Raw genomic sequence first — 21,749 nt, 5'->3', positions numbered from 1 at the left:
GCAACTGGCAGACCTCGCGCCTGCGACTGGCGGCCAGCCTCGGTCGCCTGGGCTTCTGGAGCCTGCGCTGAAAAGCCCGGAAAGCGCCGCTGCCCTCTACCTCTCGCGCTTGTCCGGCTGGCCGCCATCGCGCAGGATGCACCCAGCCCCCGCGACGAGAGACCGCATGATCGACGACATCCGCTACCTGATCGTATTCGCCAAGATCGCCGAGACCGGCTCCGTCTCCGGCGGCGCCGAGGCGCTGGGCCTGAGCGCCGCGACCGCCAGCCTGCACCTGTCCAGGCTGGAACGGAACCTGGGCCGTGCGCTGCTCTACCGCAACAGCCGCAAGCTGTCGCTGACCCAGGACGGCACGCAGTTGCTGGACACCGCCCGCTCCATGCTGGAACTCTACGAGAAGGGCTTCATCGAGTTCCGCCAGCGCGCCGTCTCGACCCGCAACAGCCTGCGCATCTCGATGCCCGCGGTATTCGTCAACAGCGACTTCACCCGTCACCTGGCAGCCTTCATCGAGGAGCATCCCGACCTCGACCTCGGCATCGCCTGCGACGACAGCCGCCACGACATCATCGGCGACGGCATCGACATCGCCTTCCGCATCGGCGACCTGCCGGACAGCTCGCTGAAGGCCCGTCACCTGTTCCTGCTGCCGCGCCAGGTAGTGGCGGCACCGGCATTCCTGGCCCGGCACGCGCCGCTGGAACACCCGCGCGACCTGCAGCGGCTGGAATGGATCGGGCTCGGCATGCGCCCCGACAGCCGGCTATTTCGTCATGCGCGGGACGACGAGGAGGTACGCGTCGACTACACCCCGCGGGTGCGCGTCGACAGCGTCGAAGCCTCCTGCCGCCTGGCCCGCCTCGGCGTCGGCCTGGCCGCGCCGCCGACCTACCTGAGCGACGAGCCGATCCGTCGCGGCGAGTTGCGCGCGGTGCTGCCGGAATGGCGCCTGGAGCCGTTGAAGGTGTATGCGGTGTGGCCGCCCAACGTACCCGCCAGCAGCATCGCCTATACCCTCATCAATCGCCTCTACGAGGCCTTCAATCCGGGCTAGCGGCGAGCTGCAGGTAGAGCATGTAGCCGGCGGTCAGCACCAGGGTGCCGCCCATCGCCCGATTGAACAGGCGCACCCGCCGGGGGCTGTCGAGCAGCAGCGCCACGCGGTCACCGAGCAGTGCCCAGGCGGCCAGCGAGAGGTAGCAGACCACCAGGTAGATGGCCATGAAGACCAGCAGCGGCGCGTGCGTGCTCGGGCTGGCGAACAAGGCCACGCCGGAAGCGCAGGCGATCCAGGCCTTGGGATTGAGCCATTGCAGGAGCACGCCCTGGAAGAACCCGGGGACCCCGTTTTCCTCCAGGGCCAGGCGTGGATCCGCGGTGGCGATGCGGTAGCCGACATGGGCGATGAACGCCGCGCCGGCCATCCCCAGGTAGTCGAAGAAGCGCGGGTAGGCCTCGATCGCGCGGACGAACCAGAAGCCGACGAAGGCCAGCAGCAGGACGAAGCCGAGGGTGGCGCCGGTGACGAACGGCAGGGTCCGGCGGAAACCATGGTTGGCGCCGGAAGCGACGATGGTCAGGTTCACCGGACCGGGGGAAATCGACAGGCTCAGGGAGAACGCGCCCATGGCGAGCAGCAGGGCTAGCGGCATGGGTCGAACTCCCCGGTCGGGTTGCGGGCTGGCTGGTGCGGGGCGGGCATGGGTTTCCTCCGTAGGGTCCTGGCGGGGCGCGACCGAACGGGTTGCGCCGCTGCCCGGAACGCTACAGGGAAAGCCCACCGGCATTAACGGGGCAAGGCTCAAGGCTGGTTTTGATTTTCCGCGCTTGACGACTGCGCCGGCCGCCGGCGCACCTCAGTCGTCCGCCTGGCCCGGCATGCGGATGCCATGCCGGCGCACCCGCCGATACAGGGTCGCTCGCGAGATACCCAGTTCCCGCGCCGCGGCCATGGGTTTCCAGCGATGCCGCACGAGGGCGTCGAGCAGGGCGTCGCGCTCCGGACCGCCGCCGCTCTCGCACGCACTGGCCGGTGTCCGGCCTTCGCCACGCAGCTCTGCCGGAAGGTCGGCGAGTTGCAGGGTGGCGCCGCCGCACAGCGCGCAGGCGTAGCGCAACACATGCCGCAATTGGCGGACATTGCCCGGCCAGCGATAGCCGAGCAGGCATTCCAGGGCTGCCTCGCCGAGTTCGATGCGTACGCCGCAGTGCGCGGTTTCCTCGTCGAGGATGCGCCGGATCAGCGCCAGCCGGTCGCTGCGTTCGCGTAGCGGCGGCAGTTCGAAGCGGGCGCCGCCGAGGCGGAAGTAGAGATCCTCGCGGAAGCCGCCGGCCGCCACCAGCGCCGCCAGGTCGCGGTGGGTGGCGCAGATCACCTGGATATCCACAGCCTGCCGGCGCGCAGCCCCCAGCGGCGCCACCTCGCCCTCGGCCAGCACGCGCAGCAGGCGGGTCTGCAGGCCCAGCGGCATGTCACCGATCTCGTCGAGGAACAGGGTACCGCCATCGGCCTGCTGCAGCAGGCCGCGCATCCCTTTCGCCGCCGCGCCGGTAAAGGCTCCGCCAACGTAGCCGAACAGCTCGCTCTCGATCAGGCTTTCGGGAATCGCCGCGCAGTTGAGCGCGACGAAGGGTTTGTCGCGACGGGCGCTGGCCTGGTGCAACTGGCGGGCGAAAACCTCCTTGCCGGCGCCGGTCTCGCCCTGGATCAGCACCGGCAGGTTGCGGTCCTTGACCCGCACCGCCAGGCGCAGGCTTTCGGCGATGCGCGGGTCGAGCGCAGCGTCGTCGGGCACCTCGCGCTCCAGCCGCCGCGCCTTGGCCCGCGGCGCGCTGAGACGCACGTGCAGCTCGCCGGCCTGGCCGCGCAGCAGGCACGGCGCCTGGTCGGCGGCGGCGTGCAGGGCGTCGAGGTCGAACACCTCGCCGATGTGGCTCGGCACCTGCCCCAGGCGCTGCCGCAGGTAGTGCCGCGCCGCCGGGTTCAACGCCAGCAGGCGCCCATCGGCGTCCCAGGCGAACAGGTAGTCCGGCTGGCTGTCGACGTAGCCCGGCGCACGGTGCGCGCGCAGCACCCAATGGCCCTGGGCGCTGTGCATGAAGAAGGCGTTCTCGATCTCCCGCGCGCTCTGCGCCACCATCTGCCGGATCAGATGCTGGCTACGGCGGTCGTCCGGCGATTGCACGGCGGAAACGTCGAGCACACCGAGCAACTCGCCCTGCGGATCGAAGACCGGCGCCGCGGAACAGGTCAGGTCGATGAAGGCGGCGCGGAAGTGATCGCGCTTGTGCACCGTCACCGCAGTCCTGTCGGTGAGTACGGCGGCCACCCCGCAGGTGCCCTCCTCGCCTTCCGACCAGCAGGTGCCGAGGTACAGCCCGGCCTTGCGGCAGTCGTTGCGGATGGTCGACTCGACACGGTAGTCGATGGTCCGCCCCTGGGCATCGGTGAGCAGTACGCAGTAGTCGGCATCGCGCACCCGTCCATGCAGTCGCGCCACCTCTTCGCTGGCGATGCGCAGGAACAGTTCGGAACGCTCGCGACATTCGTCGAGGAGGGTCTGCGAGAGAATCCGCGGCCCTTGCAGGGACCCCGGGTCGAGACGGTGCTGCTCCATGGAGCGGCGCCAGGAGTCGAGGATCGGCGTCGGCACCGGCGCCTGCGGCAGGCGCGCGGCGTTCCTCAGGACACGGCTGACACAGTCCACATGGTCCTTCGAGTGTGCGGAAAGCATGGGGCCTCCGTTGCTCGGCATCTTGTTGTTGTGCCGCCCATTAAGCGCCCATCGGCGACCCTCGACAAGCGCCGGGCCGCCACAGCCGACGACTGAGACGGAGCGTCTCAGCGTCTCGCCGGGAACCCGTGCGCGATGACATGGGTTGTCTCGCCGGACGTCGCCCCGGCGGTCGCCGGCCTTCCCATGCCGGCGCTCTACGACGGGCCTTCCGGCCGCCACGCCGCAACCTGGCATCGGCCTTGCTCCAGCCACGGCGACGGCAGGGCGGACTGTCCGCTCCTCCCAACGCCCTGCCGCATACACCTACAAGAACAATCAGAGGTGAAGCATGCACGCTACGTCGTCCGACGATTTCTCCCTGTCTTCCCGGGTCGCGCTGGTGACCGGCGCCGGACGCGGCATCGGCCGGGGCATCGCCCTCGCCCTGGCGCGCGCCGGCGCCGACGTGGCGGTGGCCGACCTCGATCCGCAGGTCGCCGAGGAAACCGCCGCCGCGATCCGCAGCCTCGGTCGCCGCAGCCTGGCCCTTGGGGTCGACGTCAGCGACGGCGACAGCGTCCGGGCGATGGTCGAGCGGGTCGCCACGGAGTTCGGCCGGCTCGACGTGGCGGTGAACAATGCCGGGGTGATCAGCATCCGCAAGGTCGCCGAACTCAGCCTCGCCGACTGGGACCGGGTGATGAACGTCAACGCCCGCGGCGTGTTCCTCTGCTGCCAGGCCGAACTGCCGCTGATGCAGGCGCAGCGCTGGGGGCGGATCGTCAACCTGTCATCGATCGCCGGCAAGGTCGGTCTCCCAGACCTCGCCCACTACTGTGCCTCGAAGTTTGCCGTGATCGGTTTCAGCAATGCCCTGGCCAAGGAGGTCGCGCGCGACGGGGTGACGGTCAACGCGCTCTGCCCGGGAATCGTCGGCACCGGAATGTGGCGCGGCGAGGACGGCTTGTCGGGCCGCTGGCGGCAGGCCGGCGAAAGCGAGGCGCAGTCCTGGGAACGCCACCAGGCCAGCCTGCTGCCCCAGGGTGAGGCGCAGACCGTCGAAGACATGGGCCAGCTCGTCGTCTACCTGGCCTGCGCGCCGCACGTCACCGGCCAGGCCATCGCCGTCGACGGCGGATTCTCGCTATGACCCCGCCCTCGCCGATCGTCGGCATCATCGCCAACCCGGCCTCCGGTCGCGACCTGCGTCGCCTCACCGCCCATGCCGGGCTGCACTCCAGCACCGACAAGGCATCGGTGGTGCAACGCCTGCTCGCCGCCTTCGGCGCCACCGGCATCCGCCATGCGTTGCTGCCGCCGGACATGACCGGCATCGCCGCCGCCGTGCTCCGGGCCAGCCAGACCCGCCAGGCCCGCGACGGCCACTGGCCGTTCCTGGAGTTCCTCGACATGCCGCTGCGCCAGAGCGTCGAGGATACCCGCCTGGCGGCGCGGCGCATGGTCGAGCGCGGCGTGGCGCTGATCGCCGTGCTCGGCGGCGACGGCACGCACAAGGCAGTGGCCGCCGAGGTCGGCGACGTCCCCCTGCTGGCGCTGTCCACCGGGACCAACAACGCCTTCCCGGAGCTGCGCGAAGCCACCGGCGCGGGGCTCGCCGGCGGCCTCTGCGCCAGCAACCGGGTGCCGCCGGAGATCGGCCTGCGACGCAACAAGCGCCTGCTGGTGCGCGAGCCGCGCCGCGGGCTCTGCGAGTGGGCGCTGGTGGACGTCGCGGTGTCGCCGCAGCCGTTCATCGGCGCCCGCGCCATCAGTCGCGCCGAAGACCTCGCCGAAGTCTTCGTCAGCTTCGCCGAACCCCACGCCATCGGCCTTTCGGCGCTTTGCGGACTGTGGTCGCCGGTGAGCCGCGAGGAGCCCCACGGCGCGTGGATGCGCCTGCATCCGGACGCCCGCGAGAGCCTGCTGGTGCCGCTGGCGCCGGGCCTGCTGGTGGGCTGCGGGGTCTCTGCCGCCGGCTACCTGCAACCCGGCGTGGCCCACGCGCCGAGCCTGTCCAGCGGGACCCTGGCGCTGGACGGAGAGCGCGAGATCGAGTTCAGCACCACCGACCGCCCGAGCATCACCCTCGACCCTTCCGGCCCGTTCAGCGTCGATGTGCCGGCCACCCTCGCCTACGCCGCCCGCCATCGCCTGCTGGCCGGCCAGCGAACCCCGATGACCCCGTGAAGACAACCTGGAGAACAACAAGATGTCCACTCTGAGCACCGACCAACTGCTCCATGCCTACCGCGTGATGCGCACCATCCGCGCCTTCGAGGAACGCCTGCACGTCGAGTTCGCCACGGGCGAGATACCCGGCTTCGTCCACCTCTACGCCGGCGAGGAAGCCTCCGCCGCCGGCGTGATGGCGCACCTGCGCGACGACGACTGCATCGCCTCCACCCATCGCGGCCACGGCCACTGCATCGCCAAGGGCGTAGACGTGCACGGCATGATGGCGGAGATCTATGGCAAGAAGACCGGGGTCTGCCAGGGCAAGGGCGGCTCCATGCATATCGCCGACCTGGAGAAAGGCATGCTCGGCGCCAACGGAATCGTCGGCGCCGGCGCGCCGCTGGCCGCCGGCGCCGCGCTGGCGGCCAAGCTGAAAGGCAGCGATGCGGTGGCGGTGGCCTTCTTCGGCGATGGCGGCTCCAACGAAGGCGCGGTGTTCGAGGCGATGAACCTGGCCGCGGTGTGGAACCTGCCGTGCCTGTTCGTCGCCGAGAACAACGGCTATGCCGAGGCCACCGCGGCCAACTGGTCGGTGGCCTGCGACCACATCGCCGACCGCGCCGCCGGTTTCGGCATGCCCGGGGTGACCGTCGACGGCTTCGACTTCTTCGCCGTCCACGAGGCTGCCGGCGCCGCCATCGAGCGCGCCCGCGCCGGCGAGGGGCCGTCGCTGATCGAAGTCAAGCTGACCCGCTACTACGGACACTTCGAGGGCGACGCACAGACCTACCGCGATCCCGACGAAGTAAAGCACTACCGGGAAACCCGCGACTGCCTCAAGCAGTTCCGCGAACGCACCTGCCACGCCGGCCTGCTCTCCGCCAGCGACCTGGACGCCATCGACGCCGAGGTCGAGGCGCGCATCGAGGATGCCGTGCAGCGCGCGAAGAACGATCCCAAGCCGGAGCCGGACGACCTGCTGCGCGACGTCTACGTGTCCTATCCCTGAGCCGCCCGAAAACAAGAACGAGGAGAACCATCATGGCGAGAAAGATCAGCTACCAGCAGGCCATCAACGAGGCGCTGGCCCAGGAAATGCGCCGCGACCCGAGCGTCTTCATCATGGGCGAAGACAATGCCGGCGGCGCCGGCGCGCCCGGCGAGGACGACGCCTGGGGCGGCGTGCTGGGGGTCACCAAGGGCCTCTACCACCAGTTCCCCGGCCGCGTGCTGGACACCCCTTTGTCAGAGATCGGCTATGTCGGCGCCGCGGTCGGCGCCGCCACCCGCGGCATGCGCCCGGTGTGCGAACTGATGTTCGTCGACTTCGCCGGTTGCTGCCTGGACCAGATCCTCAACCAGGCCGCCAAGTTCCGCTACATGTTCGGCGGCAAGGCGGTCACCCCGCTGGTGATCCGTACCATGGTCGGCGCCGGCCTGCGCGCCGCCGCCCAGCATTCGCAGATGCTCACTTCGCTATGGACCCACATCCCCGGCCTCAAGGTGGTCTGCCCGTCGTCGCCCTACGACGCCAAGGGCCTGCTGGTCCAGGCGATCCGCGACAACGACCCGGTGATCTTCTGCGAGCACAAGCTGCTCTATTCGATGCAGGGCGAGGTACCCGAGGAGCTGTACAGCGTACCCTTCGGCGAGGCGAACTTCCTCCGCGACGGCGACGACGTCACCCTGGTGACCTACGGCCGCATGGTCCACCTGGCGCTGGACGCCGCCGCCAGCCTGGCGCGCCAGGGCATCTCCTGCGAAGTACTGGACCTGCGCAGCACCAGCCCGCTGGACGAGGACAGCATTCTCGAAAGCGTGGAAAAGACCGGCCGCCTGGTGGTGGTCGACGAAGCCAACCCACGCTGCTCGATGGCCACCGACATCGCCGCGCTGGTCGCCGAACGGGCCTTCTCCGCGCTGCGCGCGCCGATCCGCCGGGTCACCGCGCCCCATACGCCGGTGCCTTTCTCCGACGCCCTGGAAGACCTCTACATCCCCGACGCGGCGAAGATCGAGGCAGCCGTGCGCCAGGCCCTGGAAGGGAGGGACGCGGCATGAGCCGGATCCATACACTGACCATGCCCAAGTGGGGCCTGTCGATGACCGAGGGTCGGGTGGACGCCTGGCTCAAGGAAGAGGGCGCGCATATCGAGAAAGGCGACGAGGTGCTCGACGTGGAGACCGACAAGATCTCCAGCAGCGTCGAGGCGCCCTTCTCGGGCGTGCTGCGGCGCAAGGTGGCGCGCGAGGACGAGACCCTGGCGGTCGGCGCGCTGCTCGGCGTGGTGGTCGAGGGCGAGGCGAGCGACGAGGAGATCGACGCACTGGTGCAACGCTTCCAGGCCGAATTCGTACCCGCCGACGAGGACGCTGGGGATAGCGGACCGGCACCGCGGAAAGTCGAGCTGGACGGGCGCCTCCTGCGCTATTTCGACCGCGGCGAGGGCGATCCGGCGCTACTGCTGATCCACGGTTTCGGTGGCGACCTGAACAACTGGTTGTTCAACCACGAGGCGCTGGCCGCCGAGCGGCGGGTGATCGCTCTAGACCTGCCGGGCCACGGCGAGTCCGGCAAGGCCCTGGTGCGCGGCGACCTCGATGAACTCAGCGGCAGCGTGCTGGCCCTGCTCGACCACCTCGACCTGGAACAGGTACACCTGGCCGGTCACTCCATGGGGGGAGCGGTGGCGCTGAACTGCGCGCGCCTGGCGCCGCAGCGGGTGCTGTCGCTGAGCCTGATCGGCAGCGCCGGCCTCGGCGAGGAGATCAACGGCGACTACCTGCGCGGCTTCGTCGAGGCGGCCAACCGCAACGCGTTGAAGCCGCAACTGGTGCAGTTGTTCTCCGACCCCGCGCTGGTCACCCGGCAGATGCTCGAGGACATGCTCCGCTACAAGCGCCTGGAAGGCGTCGATGCGGCCCTGCGCCAGTTGCTGGACAACCTGTTCGCCGACGGTCGCCAGCGCAACAACCTGCGTGCCGTGGCGAGCGAGGGCCGCCAGCCGGTCCTGGCGATCTGGGGCAGCGATGACGCGATCATCCCGGCGCGGCATGCCGAGGGCCTGCCAGCCCAGGTGGAGATCATTCCCGGACAGGCGCACATGGTGCAGATGGAAGCCGCCGAGCAGGTCAACCGCCTGCTGCTCGACTTCCTCCGCCAGCATTGAGGAGACGACCGACATGAACAGTTCCCCGCAAGCCAACGCGGCGATGCGCGCCGCCGTCTGGCACGGCCGCCACGATATCCGCGTGGAAGACGTGCCGCTCCCGGCCGAGCCGCCGCCCGGCTGGGTGCAGATCCGCGTGCACTGGTGCGGCATCTGCGGCTCCGACCTGCACGAATACCTGGCCGGCCCGGTATTCATCCCCGTGGAGGCGCCGCACCCGCTCACCGGCCTCAAGGACCAATGCATCCTCGGCCACGAGTTCAGCGGCGAAATCGTCCGCCTCGGCAACGGCGTGACCGGCTTCGCCGTCGGCCAGGCGGTCGCCGCAGACGCCTGCCAGCATTGCGGCACCTGCTACTACTGCCGGCATGGGCTGTACAACATCTGCGAGAACCTGGCCTTCACCGGGCTGATGAACAACGGCGCCTTCGCCGAATACGTCAACGTACCGGCCAACCTGCTCTACGCCCTGCCGGCCGGATTTCCCAGCGAGGCCGGCGCGCTGATCGAGCCGCTGGCGGTGGGCATGCACGCGGTGAAGAAGGCCGGCAGCCTGCTCGGGCAGAACGTGGTGGTGGTCGGCGCCGGCACCATCGGCCTGTGCACCATCATGTGCGCGCGCACCGCCGGCGCGGCACAGGTTATCGCCCTGGAGATGTCCTCGGCGCGCAAGGCCAAGGCCCTGGAGGTCGGCGCCAGCCAGGTGCTCGACCCCTCGCGGTGCGACGCCCTAGGCGAAATCCGCGCCCTCACCGGCGGGCTTGGCGCCGACGTCAGCTTCGAATGCATCGGCAACAAGCACACCGCCAAGCTGGCCATCGATGCCATCCGCAAGGCCGGCAAGTGCGTGCTTGTGGGAATCTTCGAGGAGCCCAGTGAATTCAATTTCTTCGAGCTGGTTTCCACCGAGAAGCAGTTGCTCGGGGCCCTCGCCTACAACGGCGAGTTCGCCGACGTGATCGCCTTCATAGCCGACGGCCGCCTCGACATCGCACCGCTGGTGACCGGTCGCATCGGCCTGGAAGAAATCGTCGAGCGCGGTTTCGAAGAGTTGGTGAACAACAAGGAGCACAACGTGAAGATCATCGTCTCGCCGGGCGGCTGACGCTTCAGCCCTTGTCGAGCTTGCGACACAGCCCCGCGGCCGGCGGGGCTTCCTTTACGAAACGCAGAGACGCGGGCGGAGGCTCAGAACCACTTGTCGTTGCGCTTGCGCCGCACCCTCAGCAGCGACGGCAGGATCAGCCCGGCGAACAGGCCGGCGCCGGCGATGCTGCCGCCGTAGACCATGTAGCGCATCAGCACCTGCTTGTTCTCGTCGCCCAGTTGCGCCTGCACCGCCCGCAGGTCGGAGCGGGCCTTGCCGAGTTCGGCGTCCAGGTTGCTGCGCGCCGCCTGCAATTCGTCGATCAACTTCTTGCGCGTGTCGAGGGTTTCCTGCATGCCCTGCACGCGGGTCTTCCAGGTGTCGTTGATGCCGTCCAGCTCGGCGGTCAGGGCGGCCACCTTCTGTTCCAGTTGCGGCAGGCGCTCGGCCTGGCCGGGAACCTCCTGCAAGTCGCGGCTGGGAATCCACACGGTGCTGCCGTTCTCGCCGCGCACCTGGCTGTAGTTGCCCTGGGTGCCAAGCAGCTCGACCTTCTGCCCGGAGGTGAGGGTGCCGACGATGCGATAGCCATCGGTGGGGCCGCTGCGCACGAAAGTGGTCAGGCTGTCGCTCACCCAGCGCGCGTTGCCGGTCGCCTCCTCGGCCTGCGCCGGGGCGCCGGCCGCCAGCAGGCCGCCGAGCAGGCAGGCTCCGATGACGCGGTTCAGGAACGGGGAAAGAGCGGCGGGGATGCGACGGGATAGGGACATGGCAATCTTCACATGGCGAGAGAACGAAACCCGCAAAGGGGAGCGAAAAAGCCGGCCAGTCGAATTGTTATGGACAAGCGCGCGACCGGGGCGGGGCTACCGCATGGCCAAGGGCCATGCGCCCGGCCCGGTTGGGCCGACGGCTGACAGACAGCGCTCGGGGCGATTGAGTTCACTCGTTTCCGCAGGAATGGATGGATGGTTGTAACAGCAGAATGCCAGGCCTGCCGACGGCCAGCGCTGCCCAGGCTGCGACCTGTCCGGATGATCCCCGGGGTACGACGGTATCTACGCCAAGGCAGAGGCTCCCTCGCCTGTACCACGCCCCACCGGTCGGATGGCGTGCTGCGATACAGCGGGCCCGTCAGGCGGCCAACCGCAGGCGGTCACTCGCTCGCCATCGCCGCCAGGTCGCGGCCGTCGCCGGCCCTTTCCATCATTCCTCTGCCAGGTGCCCGGCGAAGGTAGTGGCGCTGTAGCGCTCGCGGAACAGCCCCTTCTCCACCAGGCGCGGCACCACCTGTTCGAGGAACAGCCGCAGCGAGCCGACCGAGCCTCCCGGCGCGGCGATGAAACCGTCCATGGCGCCGGCGCCGGCCCAGTCGACGATCTGCTCGACGGCATCGTCCACCGTACCGATGACCTGCCAGTGCGCCGCGGAAACCACCTCGGGGCGCAGCAGCAACTGGTCCAGGCGTAACGTCTCGCGCTCGATCAGGCGCCGCAGCAGGTCGGTGTGGGTGCGGCTGCCGGGGTTGGCCACCGGCGGCGGCAGGTCGGCCGCGGAAATCGGCCGGTCCAGCGGCCAGTCGCTGAGGTCGAGGCCGAGCATCTGCCTGATCGTGGCGAACTTGCGCGCGCGGTCCAGGCGCGCGTGGGTCTGCATGAAGATTTCCCGCGCCTCCTCGCGGCTCTCCGCCAGGTACAGGCTGAAGCCCGGCAGCAGGCGCACGTCGCGCGGCGAGCGACCGTGGCGTTCGGCGCGGCGGGAAAGGTCGCGGCGCAGTTCCAGGGCAGCCTCCTTGTCCGGGGTCGGCGCGAACACCAGGTCGGCCACCGAGGCGGCGAAATCGCGCCCGCTCTCGGAGGCGCCGGCCTGCACCAGGGGAATCCGCGCCTCGCCGAAGGCCGGCAGGTTGAGCGGTCCCTTGACCTTGAGGAATTCGCCGTCGTGGTCGACCGGGCGCACCCGGGAAACGTCGGCGTAGCGGCCGCTCTCGCGGTCGACCAGGAGTGCCTCGCGGGGGAAGCTGTCCCACAGGTCGTGCACCAGCCGGGTGAACTCGGCGGCGCGCGCGTAGCGCTGCTCCGCATCGGGCATCGCGTCCAGGCCGAAGTTCTCGTGGCCCTGCAGCGCGGTGACGATGTTCCAGCCGGCGCGGCCGTCGCTGATCCAGTGCAGCGATTGCAGCTGCCGGGCCACCACGTAGGGCGGATAGAACGTGGTGGAGACCGTCGACACCAGGCCGATCCGCGAGGTTTCGCGGGCGACCGCGGCAAGCAGTACGGTGGGATCCAGGCTGGCGAAGCCGGAGCCGGTCTCCAGCACGTCCAGTGGCAGGCTGCTGACGTCCGGGCGAAACACGAAGTCGAGGTGGGCGGCTTCGGAGCGCCTGGCGATGTCGACGGCGAAATCGCTGCCGAAGATGCCTTCGATGTTGCTGTCGGGGCGCCGCCAGGCATCGCCGCTGAGCCAGGTGGGGGCCAGCGACATGCCGATGTGCAGGCGTTTCGGGGTACTCATCGTGCCAATCTCCTGTATGGGCTCTGGGGCTGGGCCGGCCCTGCGCGGGGCCGGCTTCTCGGGGCGCCTAGAAGGTGCCCTTGATGCCGATGCCGAGGGTCCGCGGCTGCGTCATGCTCGCCTCGATGCCGCCGATCCCCCGGTTTTCCTGCATGTAGGTGGGCGAGCGGTCGTCGAACACGTTCTTCACGTAGCCATAGAGCTGCACCTGGTCGTTGAAGCGGTAGCTGGCGCGGGCGTCGGTGAGGGTGTAGGCCTTGATCGAGTAGGCCTTGGTGTTGGCGGTGTCCGAGTAGTAGCCGTCCAGGTAGCGCACCTGGGCGTTCAGGTTGAGGCGCTCGGTGACGTCCCAGCTCGGTCCGAAGCTGAGGGTATAGCCCGGCGAGCGGGCGAACTCGTTGTGCTCGTAGCCGGTATTGCCGGACATCTCGTCGATCCGGGTGCGTAGCACGCCGGCGCTGGCCTTCAGCCGCAGGTCGTCGCGCAGGCGGTAGTCGAGGTCCAGCTCCATGCCGTAGGCGTGGGCCTTCTCGGCGTTGATGGTGTACGACTGCGCCACCCCCGGCGAAACCACCACCGGGATGTTGTACTGGGCGTCCTTGAAATCCATGAAGAACAGGTTGCCGTTCAGCAGCAGGCGGCCGTCGAGCAGGCTGGCGCGGGTGAACAGTTCGTAGTTCCAGATGGTTTCTTCCTTGAAGTAGGCCCAGTTGCGGGTAGTCAGGTTGAGCGACACGCCGCCGGGGTTGTAGCCGCGGCTGACCAGGCCCCCGACGGTCCAGTCCGGGGTCGCGGCGAAGGCCAGGGAGACTTTCGGCAGGAAGGCCGAGAAGGTCTTCTGGTAGTCCAGCGGACGCGGCGCCAGCACCGAGTTGCCGCTGCGCTCGATGCGGTCCTCCTGGTAGCGCAGGCCGGTGGTCAGGGTCCAGCGGTCGCTCAGGCGGTAGTTCAGCTCGCCGAACACACCGAGGTTCTTCTTCGTGTCGTCGAAGGCCGACAGCCCGCGCAGGTGCAGCGTCTCGTCGGTGCGGGTGCGGGCGTAGTAGACCCCGCCCATGCCGCTGATCCGGTCCTCCTGCTCGCCGAAGCTGATCCGCGATTCGTTGGAGGCGTTCTTCTGGCGGATGTCGGCGTCGCCCTCGCCGCCCGCGCCGGTGGTGCGGTGCACCGAGGACAGCGAGTACTGCGCCTGGTTGAACAGGCGGATGCCGTTGTCGAGGTCATAGGCGACGTCGAGGATGCTGGTGTTGGTGTCCTGCTCCCAGCTGGGCATGGTGGTCGAGCGATGGTCGAGCTTGTCGAACGGGCGGGTCGCCGCTTCCTGGGTCGGGCGGTTGCTGTCGTTGTGGGAGAAGGTGAACTTGCTCTCCAGGCCCGGAATTCCGCTGGGCAGCCAGAGCAGCTTGGCGCGCGCGTTGAGGGCGCGGAAGTCCTGGTCGGTGCCGCTGTCCTGGAACTTCGGGTTGTCGTAGTCGATGAAGGTGTCGCGGCCCGCGTAGTCCACCGCCAGGCGCCCGGCGAAGTCCTGCGCCAGCGGGCCGGACACTGCGATCGAGCTGCGCCGCGAATGGTAGCTGCCGATCTCCGCCTGGTAGGCAGCCTCGGGGCTGAAGGTCGGGTCCTTGGTGTTGACGATGATCGCCCCGGCGATGGCGTTGGCGCCCTGGGAAGTGGTCTGCGGGCCGCGGAACACCTCGATGCTGTCGACGTCCCAGACCGAGGTCGCGCCGAAGAACATCTCGTTGTAGTTCAGGTAGTGGCCATCGAGGTTGATCGTCGCCCGCGGCACTGTGCCACCCCAGAACACGTTCTGCCCGTTGTTCGGGCCCTGGGTGTCCTGGCCGCGGATGATCGGCGCGCCCACCGAGTCGGTGTAGACCACGTTGGGACTGCCATTGATCACCTCGGCGACCGAGGCGTTGCCGGTCTGCTTGCGGTCGATGTCGCGGGCGCTGGTGAGCGATACCGAGGACGCCGTGTCCTTCAGCGAGCGTTCACGTTTCTCGCCGGTCACGACCAGCGCCTCGAGGGCGGCGGGTTCGTCCTCGGCGGGCGGGTTTTCCCGGGCCAGTGCCGATGGCGAGGCGAGCAGGGTGGACAGCGTGACGACGCCGATTCCCCGGTTGAGCGTGCGGTGCGTGCGGGCGTTCAAGGATCTTCTCCAAATGGGAATGACTCTCTTTTCCATTCAGGCTATCACGCCACCAGATCATTCCTCAATGGGGAATAGATTCCTCATTGCGAAATATGGAATCTCCTACGCCCGTCCCTTCCGCGGCGCCCCACCGCCCCGGGGAATCGGTATCATGGGCGCCGCCCGCGCCACCGCAGCGCGGACCGAAGCCTATGGATCAACCGTGGTGAGGAGACCGAGCCGTTGAATACTTCGCAGCCCCCGGCGGACGAGATGCCGGACGCCCCGGGCGAAAAGCGCTCCGGCACCATCCAGTCGGTGTCCATCGCCGCGCGCTTCCTGAAGACCCTGGCCAACGCCGAAGGCGAGCTGGCCCTCGGCGAAGTGGCCCGGCGCACCGGCACCGGCGGCTCCACCGCGCACCGCTACCTGCAGAGCCTGGTGAAGGAAGGCCTGGCCCGCCAGGACCCGCTCAGCGGTCTCTACGACCTCGGGCCGGCGGCGCTGAGCATCGGCATAGGCGCGCTGAAGCGGATCGACGCGGTGGATATCGCCGCCCGCCACATGAAGGCCCTGGCCCAACGGCATGCCGCCAGCGGCGGGGTGGCGATCTGGACCGAGCGCGGCCCGACCCTGGTGCGCTGGTACCGCAGCGCCTATTTCTCGATCAACCCGCTGGCCCTGGGCGATATCCTGCCCATCGACAATACCGCTTGCGGCCTGGTGTTCCAGGCCTTCCTGCCGAAGGCCGTGGTCGACGCCGCGCGCAAGCAGCAACCGGCGCACTTCCGCGGCAGCCCGCCGAGCCGCGCGCTGCTCGACGAGGTGCGCGAGCGTTGCTGGGCCGAACTGACCAGCCACCTGCTGTCGAACGTCACCGGCCAGGCGGCGCCGGTGTTCGACGCCCAGCAGGAGATCGTCTGCGCCATGACCACGGTGACCGATCTGGGCCAGTTGCAGTCGGCGGAAGACCGCGACGCGCTGTTCCACGAGGCGCTGCAGGTCAACCAGTCCACCGGCGGCCTGGTCCTCCATCCCGGCATGCGGCCGCCGCCGCGCTGAGCCACCTCAGCCCGGCGCGTCGGCGGCGATCCCGCGCGGCACCAGCAGCGGCGTGCCGCTGACCGGGTCGGCGATGATCAACGAGCGCAAGCCGAACACCTCCTCCACCAGACGCTCGGTGAAGATATGCGCCGGCGCGCCCTCGGCGAGGATCGCGCCGTCACGCATGGCGATCAGGTGCGAGGCATAGCGGCAGGCCTGGTTGAGGTCGTGCAGCACGGCGACGATGGTGCGCCCCTGGCGATTCAGCTCGGCGAGCAGTTCGAGCAATTCGATCTGGTGGACGATATCCAGGTAGGTGGTCGGCTCGTCGAGCAGCAGCAACGGGGTTTCCTGCGCCAGCACCATGGCGATCCACACGCGTTGCCGCTGGCCGCCGGAGAGCGCGTCGAGCGGTCGCTCGGCCAGGCCGTCGACCCGCGTGGCGCGTAGCGCCGCCGCTACCGCGCGCTCATCCGCCGGCGACCACTGGCGCAGGAACGACTGGTGCGGATAGCGTCCGCGCGCCACCAGCTCGGCCACCGTGATGCCATCCGGCGCCAGCGCGCTCTGCGGCAGCAGGCCGAGACGCCGCGCCACTTCCCGCCCCGGCAGGCTGTGGATATCCCTGCCGTCCAGCACCACCCGGCCCTCGGCCGGCGCCAACAGGCGCGACAATGCCGCCAGCAGGGTCGACTTGCCGCAGGCGTTGGGCCCGACGATCACACTGAACGAACCCTCGGGGATGGCCAGCGAGAGATTCCGCGAAACGGTCCGCGCGTCGCGACGCAAGGTCACGGCGTCCGCGTGCAGGCGATGGGTCATGGGAGGTTCCTGGATAAGAATGGCTCGAATATGTGGAATCGATTCTACATTATGGAATAGACTGCATGAGAAGCATTATCATATGAATCCGTCCGCCCGGCTTCCCCTACAGCGAAAACAGCCTTCATGCCGACCCGCCGCCGCTCCGCCCTGCCATTACTCGCCCTCGCCCTGAGCCTGTTCGCCACCCTCGCCGCGGCCGGGGAGCCGAAGCCGGCGCGGATCGTCTCCACCACCCCGAGCGTCACCGGCATCCTGCTGGCGATGGACGCGCCGCTGGTGGCCAGCGCCGCCACCACGCCAAGTCGCCTGACCGACGCCAAGGGCTTCTTCTCGCAATGGGCGAAGGTCGCCGACCAGCGTGGCGTCGAGGTGCTCTACCGCAACCTGCGCTTCGACATCGAAGCGGTGATCGCCCAGGATCCGGACCTGCTGGTCGCCTCCGCCACCGGCGCCGACAGCGCCGCGCCATACCGTGCGGAGCTGGAGGCGCAGGGCGTACCGACGCTGGTGGTCGACTACTCGAAACACAGCTGGCAGGAACTGGCTACCGAGCTGGGCCGGCACACCGGCCTGGAACGCCAGGCGCAGGCCGCCATCCAGCGCTTCGACGCCTACACCGCCGAAGTCGCCGCGGCCATCGCGCCGCCGCAGGGCCCGGTCAGCGTGGTCGGCTACAACATCGCCGGCAGCTATTCCATCGGCCGCCAGGCCAGCCCCCAGGCACGCCTGCTCGAAGCCCTCGGCTTCCAGGTGGCGGAACTGCCGGAGGCGCTGGCGGGCAAGGTGACGCGCGCCTCGGACTTCCAGTTCATCTCGCGGGAAAACCTGCCCGCCGCGATCGCCGGCGACAGCGTGTTCCTGCTCGGCGCCAGCGACGACGACGTGCAGGCGTTCCTCGCCGACCCGGTGCTGGCCAACCTGTCGGCGGTGCGCGAAAAGCGCGTGTACGCCCTGGGCCCCAGTTCCTTCCGCATCGACTACTACTCGGGGCGGCAGATGATCGACAACGTCGCCCGCCATTTCCGCTGAGCCATGCGCCCGTTCGCCGGAAGTCCGCTCATGCAGGCGTCCCCGATGTGCCGCCGGCGCCTGCGCGCCTGGGGCCTGCTCGCCGGCGCGCTGCTGCTCGCGCTGGCGGCCCTGGCCAGCCTGGCGCTGGGCTCGCGGCCGGTGCCCCTGGCGGTCACCCTGGATGCCCTGCAAGCCGTCGATCCGCACGATGATCGCCACCTGGTGGTACGCGAACTGCGCCTGCCGCGCACCCTGGTGGCGCTGCTGGCCGGTGCGGCACTGGGAGTGGCCGGCGCGCTGATGCAGGCGCTGACGCGCAATCCGCTGGCCGAACCCGGCCTGCTGGGAATCAACGCCGGCGCGGCGCTGGCGGTGATCGTCGGGGTCGCGCTGTTCGACCTGGCGAGCATGGGCCAGTACCTCGGTTGCGCCTTCCTCGGCGCCGGCCTGGCCGGCATCGCCGTATTCCTTCTCGGCCAGGCCCGCGAGACCGGCACCAACCCGGTGCGCCTGGTGCTGGCGGGTGCCGGCTTGTCGGTGATGCTCGCCTCGCTGACCGGAATCATCGTGCTGAACGCCCCGCCGGAAGTCTTCGACCGCTTCCGCCACTGGGCCGCCGGCTCGCTTTCCGGCAGCGGCTTCGCCCTGCTCGGATGGCCGGGCCTGGCCATCGGCGCCGGGCTGGCCGCCGCCTTCGCCCTCGCCGCCAGGCTCAACGCCCTGGCCCTGGGCCAGGAGATCGGCCGGGCGCTCGGCGTCGACCTGCGCCTGACCTGGTTGCTCGCCTGCCTGGCGGTGATGCTGCTGGCCGGCGCGGCCACCGCCCTGGCCGGGCCGATCGCCTTCGTCGGCCTGGTCGCCCCGCACCTCGCGCGGTTGCTGGCCGGGCCGGACCAGCGCTGGATCCTGCCTTTCTCGGCGCTGATCGCCGCCGGCCTGCTGCTCGGCGCCGACATCCTCGGGCGGCTGCTGGCGGCGCCGGCGGAGATCGCCGCCGGAATCGTCGCGTTGCTGCTCGGCGGGCCGGCCTTCATCGTCCTGGTCAGGCGCTTCCGCCTGAGTCGCCTGTGAACGGCCTCCACGCCCTGCGCCTGGGTTCCCTGTCGCTGCGTTGGCGGCCACGGGCGGCGCTGGCCTGCCTGGTCCTCGCGGGGATCGGGCTGGCGCTGGCGGCGGCCCTGCTGGGGACCGGCAGCCTGGCGCTGGGCCCGGCAGAGGTGTTCGCCAGCCTGCTCGGCCAGGGCCAGGACCCCACCGCCCAGCGCATCGTCCAGCGCGTGCGCCTGCCACGGGTGCTCACCGCCTGCCTGGTCGGCGCCGCGCTGGGCATGGCCGGGGCGATCTTCCAGTCGATCTCGCGCAATCCGCTGGGCTCGCCCGACGTCATCGGTTTCACCACCGGCGCCGCCAGCGGCGCCATCGTGCAGATCATCCTGTTCGATGCCGGCCCGCTGGCCACCTCGCTGGCGGCGCTGGCCGCCGGCCTCTGCACGGCGCTGGCGGTGGTGCTGCTGGCGCGCCGGGGCGCCACCGCCGGCGGCTACCGCCTGGTGCTGGTGGGCATCGGTGTCGGCGCCAGCCTGTCGGGCCTGAACAGCCTGCTGCTGGTCACCGGCAACCTCGACCAGGCGATGTACGCCCAGCTCTGGCTGGCCGGCTCGCTGAACACCCGGACCTGGTCGCACGTCGTCCCGGCAGCGCTGGGCCTGCTCGCCAGCGTGCCGCTGGCGCTGTACCACGGTCGTCGCCTGGAAGTGCTGGAGCTGGGCGATGCCAGCGCCGCCCAGCTCGGCGTGGCGGTGGAGCGCGTGCGCTTGCAGATGGTCCTGGTCGCCGTCGGCATGACCGCCATCGCCACCGCCGCGGCCGGCCCCATCGCCTTCATCGCCCTGGCCGGCCCGCAACTGGCCCGGCGCCTGACCCGCTCGGCCGGGGTGCCGTTGCTGTCCGGCGCATTGATGGGCGCGGTCCTGCTGCTGGCCGCCGACCTGCTCGGCCAGCGCCTGGCATACGTCGCCAACCTGCCGATCGGCCTGATGACCGGCCTGCTCGGCGGTTTCTACCTGCTCTGGCTACTGCTGCGCAGCCGCCGGATCTGAGCCCTGGCCTCAACGACCGCCCAGGCTGCCGTTGCCGCGCCCCCGCCAGGGAAGCCGCGAACGCCGGCCAGGATGTACACTGCATCCCCTGTATCGACCCGGCCGCCTCGCGGCCCCCGTCGCAGCAAGCAGAGAACAAGAGGAACGATGATGAGCGTCGCTAACGGTCTCCCCGTCTCCATTCGCCAGGCGGTGACAGCATGATCGAGGTCACCGAGGTTTCCATCGCCGAGCTGCGTGACGCGCTCGAGTCCGGTCGTACCACGGCGGTCGAACTGGTCCAGGCCTACCTGGCGCGGATCGACGCCTACGATGCACCCGGCACGCCCACCGCGCTGAACGCGGTGGTGGTGCGCAATCCCGATGCGCTGGCCGAAGCGCAGGCCTCCGACGCCCGCCGGGCGCGTGGCGAGACCCTCGGTCCGCTGGACGGCATTCCCTACACCGCCAAGGACAGCTACCTGGTCAAGGGCCTCACCGCGGCTTCCGGCAGCCCGGCGTTCAAGGACCTGGTGGCCCAGCGCGATGCCTTCACCGTCGAGCGCCTGCGCACCGCCGGGGCGATCTGCCTGGGCAAGACCAACATGCCGCCCATGGCCAACGGCGGCATGCAGCGCGGCGTCTACGGCCGCGCGGAGAGCCCGTACAATGCCGCCTACCTCACCGCGCCCTTCGCCTCGGGGTCCTCCAATGGCGCCGGCACCGCCACCGCGGCCAGCTTCGCCGCCTTCGGCCTGGCCGAGGAAACCTGGTCGAGCGGGCGCGGCCCGGCGTCGAACAACGGCCTGTGCGCCTACACCCCTTCGCGCGGGGTGATCTCGGTGCGCGGCAACTGGCCGCTGACGCCGACCATGGACGTGGTGGTGCCCTATGCGCGGAGCATGGCCGACCTGCTGGAAATCCTCGACGTAGTGGTCGCCGACGATCCCGATACCCGCGGCGACCTCTGGCGCATGCAGCCCTGGGTGCCGATCCCCAAGGCCTCCGAGGTACGCCCGGCGAGCTACCCGGCCCTGGCCGCAGGCGCCGAGGCCCTGGCCGGCAAGCGCTTCGGCGTGCCGCGCATGTTCATCAACGCCGACCCCGATGCGGGCACCAGCGAGTCCCCCGGGATCGGCGGCCCGACCGGCCAGCGCATCCATACCCGGCCCTCGGTCATCGCCCTCTGGGAACAGGCGCGCAAGGCCCTGGAAGCCGCCGGCGCCGAAGTGATCGAGGTGGACTTCCCGCTGGTGTCGAACTGCGAGGGCGACCGACCCGGCGCGCCCACCGTGTTCAACCGCGGCCTGGTGTCGAAGGAATTCCTCCACGACGAGCTGTGGGAACTCTCGGCCTGGGGCTTCGACGACTTCCTGCGCGCCAATGGCGATCCGAAGCTGAACCGCCTGGCGGATGTCGACGGCCCGCAGATCTTCCCCCACGACCCCGGCACCCTGCCCAACCGCGAGGGCGACCTGGCCGCCGGCATGGACGAATACGTGCGGATGGCCGAGCGCGGCATCAAGCCCTGGGACCGGATCGCGACCCTCCCCGATGGCCTGCGCGGCCTCGAGGAAACCCGGCGGATCGACCTCGAGGAGTGGATGCGACGCCTGCGCCTGGACGCCGTGCTCTTCCCCACCGTCGCCGACGTCGGCCCGGCGGACGCCGACGTCAACCCGGCCTCGGCCGACATCGCCTGGAGCAACGGTGTCTGGGTCGCCAACGGCAACCTCGCCATCCGCCACCTCGGCGTGCCGACGGTCACCGTACCGATGGGGGTGATGGCCGACATCGGCATGCCGGTGGGCCTGACCTTCGCCGGCCGCGCCTACGACGACTCGGCGCTGCTGCGCTTCGCCGCGGCCTTCGAGTCGACCGGCTCGCGGCGTATCGTGCCGCCGCGTACTCCACCGCTGGCAAGCAAGTGAAAGGCGCGGGCGGAAGGCTTCACGTCTTGCGCCCACGCTGTTCCGTTCAAGGGAGTTATCG

At 69.8% G+C, this 21,749-nt stretch carries 18 protein-coding genes; 12 read left to right on the top strand and 6 right to left on the bottom strand.

Annotation, left to right across the window (positions count from 1 at the left end):
* Window positions 1-166: 166 nt before the first annotated feature.
* Window positions 167-1,057: a LysR family transcriptional regulator gene (locus HMPREF2914_RS14805; protein WP_003111251.1), complete on the top strand. Its 891-nt coding sequence runs from the start codon at window positions 167-169 to the stop codon at window positions 1,055-1,057.
* On the opposite strand, the gene HMPREF2914_RS14800 is transcribed toward HMPREF2914_RS14805, so the two are convergent.
* Both HMPREF2914_RS14800 and HMPREF2914_RS14795 read right to left on the bottom strand, forming a co-directional pair.
* Window positions 1,044-1,655, bottom strand: coding sequence for a LysE family translocator (locus HMPREF2914_RS14800; protein ID WP_003104796.1), 612 nt, complete (start codon window positions 1,653-1,655; stop codon window positions 1,044-1,046). The two genes, HMPREF2914_RS14805 and HMPREF2914_RS14800, sit on opposite strands and share 14 nt — an antisense overlap.
* A gap of 204 nt (window positions 1,656-1,859) precedes the next feature.
* Window positions 1,860-3,737, bottom strand: coding sequence for a sigma-54-dependent Fis family transcriptional regulator (locus HMPREF2914_RS14795; protein ID WP_003104795.1), 1,878 nt, complete (start codon window positions 3,735-3,737; stop codon window positions 1,860-1,862).
* Between the two features lie 331 nt (window positions 3,738-4,068).
* Here HMPREF2914_RS14795 and HMPREF2914_RS14790 point away from each other — a divergent pair, with 331 nt between their 5' ends.
* From HMPREF2914_RS14790 to HMPREF2914_RS14765, 6 genes are read left to right on the top strand one after another with little or no spacing between them, the layout of a single operon-like run.
* The gene (locus tag HMPREF2914_RS14790; RefSeq protein WP_003104791.1) at window positions 4,069-4,869 is read left to right on the top strand and encodes an SDR family NAD(P)-dependent oxidoreductase; all 801 of its coding nucleotides are present in this window, start codon (window positions 4,069-4,071) and stop codon (window positions 4,867-4,869) included.
* Complete coding sequence (locus HMPREF2914_RS14785; RefSeq protein ID WP_003093505.1) at window positions 4,866-5,906, top strand: ATP-NAD kinase family protein; 1,041 nt, start codon at window positions 4,866-4,868, stop codon at window positions 5,904-5,906. The genes HMPREF2914_RS14790 and HMPREF2914_RS14785 overlap by 4 nt, the downstream gene beginning before the upstream one ends.
* Window positions 5,907-5,928: 22 nt before the next feature.
* A complete protein-coding gene (locus HMPREF2914_RS14780; protein ID WP_003093507.1) occupies window positions 5,929-6,903 on the top strand; it encodes a thiamine pyrophosphate-dependent dehydrogenase E1 component subunit alpha in 975 nt (324 codons plus the stop codon).
* Between the two features lie 32 nt (window positions 6,904-6,935).
* The gene (locus tag HMPREF2914_RS14775) at window positions 6,936-7,955 is read left to right on the top strand and encodes an alpha-ketoacid dehydrogenase subunit beta (protein WP_003104786.1); all 1,020 of its coding nucleotides are present in this window, start codon (window positions 6,936-6,938) and stop codon (window positions 7,953-7,955) included.
* Complete coding sequence (locus HMPREF2914_RS14770) at window positions 7,952-9,064, top strand: acetoin dehydrogenase dihydrolipoyllysine-residue acetyltransferase subunit (RefSeq protein WP_016252979.1); 1,113 nt, start codon at window positions 7,952-7,954, stop codon at window positions 9,062-9,064. The genes HMPREF2914_RS14775 and HMPREF2914_RS14770 overlap by 4 nt, the downstream gene beginning before the upstream one ends.
* 43 nt (window positions 9,065-9,107) lie before the next feature.
* A complete protein-coding gene (locus tag HMPREF2914_RS14765) occupies window positions 9,108-10,169 on the top strand; it encodes a 2,3-butanediol dehydrogenase (protein WP_223819149.1) in 1,062 nt (353 codons plus the stop codon).
* Window positions 10,170-10,252: 83 nt separating this feature from the next.
* Here the strand turns inward: HMPREF2914_RS14765 and HMPREF2914_RS14760 are convergent, their stop codons facing one another.
* The 3 genes from HMPREF2914_RS14760 to HMPREF2914_RS14750 all read right to left on the bottom strand — a co-directional run bounded on the left by HMPREF2914_RS14760 (window position 10,253) and on the right by HMPREF2914_RS14750 (window position 14,817).
* Entirely contained in the window at window positions 10,253-10,921 is a 669-nt protein-coding gene (locus HMPREF2914_RS14760; protein WP_003093522.1) for a TIGR04211 family SH3 domain-containing protein, read from the bottom strand.
* A gap of 436 nt (window positions 10,922-11,357) precedes the next feature.
* A complete protein-coding gene (locus HMPREF2914_RS14755; protein WP_023092404.1) occupies window positions 11,358-12,665 on the bottom strand; it encodes an NtaA/DmoA family FMN-dependent monooxygenase in 1,308 nt (435 codons plus the stop codon).
* 67 nt (window positions 12,666-12,732) lie between these two features.
* Window positions 12,733-14,817: a TonB-dependent receptor gene (locus HMPREF2914_RS14750; RefSeq protein ID WP_003093526.1), complete on the bottom strand. Its 2,085-nt coding sequence runs from the start codon at window positions 14,815-14,817 to the stop codon at window positions 12,733-12,735.
* Between the two features lie 255 nt (window positions 14,818-15,072).
* Between HMPREF2914_RS14750 and HMPREF2914_RS14745 the strand changes: the two genes are divergently transcribed.
* The gene (locus tag HMPREF2914_RS14745; RefSeq protein WP_003119004.1) at window positions 15,073-15,861 is read left to right on the top strand and encodes an IclR family transcriptional regulator; all 789 of its coding nucleotides are present in this window, start codon (window positions 15,073-15,075) and stop codon (window positions 15,859-15,861) included.
* 6 nt (window positions 15,862-15,867) lie between these two features.
* Here the strand turns inward: HMPREF2914_RS14745 and HMPREF2914_RS14740 are convergent, their stop codons facing one another.
* Window positions 15,868-16,665 (bottom strand): ABC transporter ATP-binding protein, encoded by a 798-nt coding sequence (locus tag HMPREF2914_RS14740; protein ID WP_003093530.1) that lies wholly within the window; start codon window positions 16,663-16,665, stop codon window positions 15,868-15,870.
* A 126-nt stretch (window positions 16,666-16,791) separates the two neighbouring features.
* On the opposite strand from HMPREF2914_RS14740, the gene fepB reads away from it, so the two are divergent.
* From fepB to HMPREF2914_RS14720, 4 genes are all read left to right on the top strand, one after another.
* Window positions 16,792-17,697 (top strand): Fe2+-enterobactin ABC transporter substrate-binding protein, encoded by a 906-nt coding sequence (gene fepB / locus HMPREF2914_RS14735; RefSeq protein WP_003093531.1) that lies wholly within the window; start codon window positions 16,792-16,794, stop codon window positions 17,695-17,697.
* Between the two features lie 30 nt (window positions 17,698-17,727).
* Window positions 17,728-18,750: a FecCD family ABC transporter permease gene (locus tag HMPREF2914_RS14730; RefSeq protein ID WP_023092403.1), complete on the top strand. Its 1,023-nt coding sequence runs from the start codon at window positions 17,728-17,730 to the stop codon at window positions 18,748-18,750.
* Window positions 18,747-19,778, top strand: coding sequence for a FecCD family ABC transporter permease (locus HMPREF2914_RS14725; RefSeq protein ID WP_003129378.1), 1,032 nt, complete (start codon window positions 18,747-18,749; stop codon window positions 19,776-19,778). The genes HMPREF2914_RS14730 and HMPREF2914_RS14725 overlap by 4 nt, the downstream gene beginning before the upstream one ends.
* A gap of 200 nt (window positions 19,779-19,978) precedes the next feature.
* Window positions 19,979-21,688, top strand: coding sequence for an amidase (locus HMPREF2914_RS14720; RefSeq protein ID WP_023092402.1), 1,710 nt, complete (start codon window positions 19,979-19,981; stop codon window positions 21,686-21,688).
* The last annotated feature ends 61 nt before the right edge of the window (window positions 21,689-21,749 follow it).

The organism is Pseudomonas sp. HMSC067G02 (assembly GCF_001813485.1).
Classification (GTDB): domain Bacteria; phylum Pseudomonadota; class Gammaproteobacteria; order Pseudomonadales; family Pseudomonadaceae; genus Pseudomonas; species Pseudomonas aeruginosa.
The sequence above is the reverse complement of the archived record's forward strand: the minus strand, read 5'-3'. Positions and strand labels throughout refer to the sequence as shown.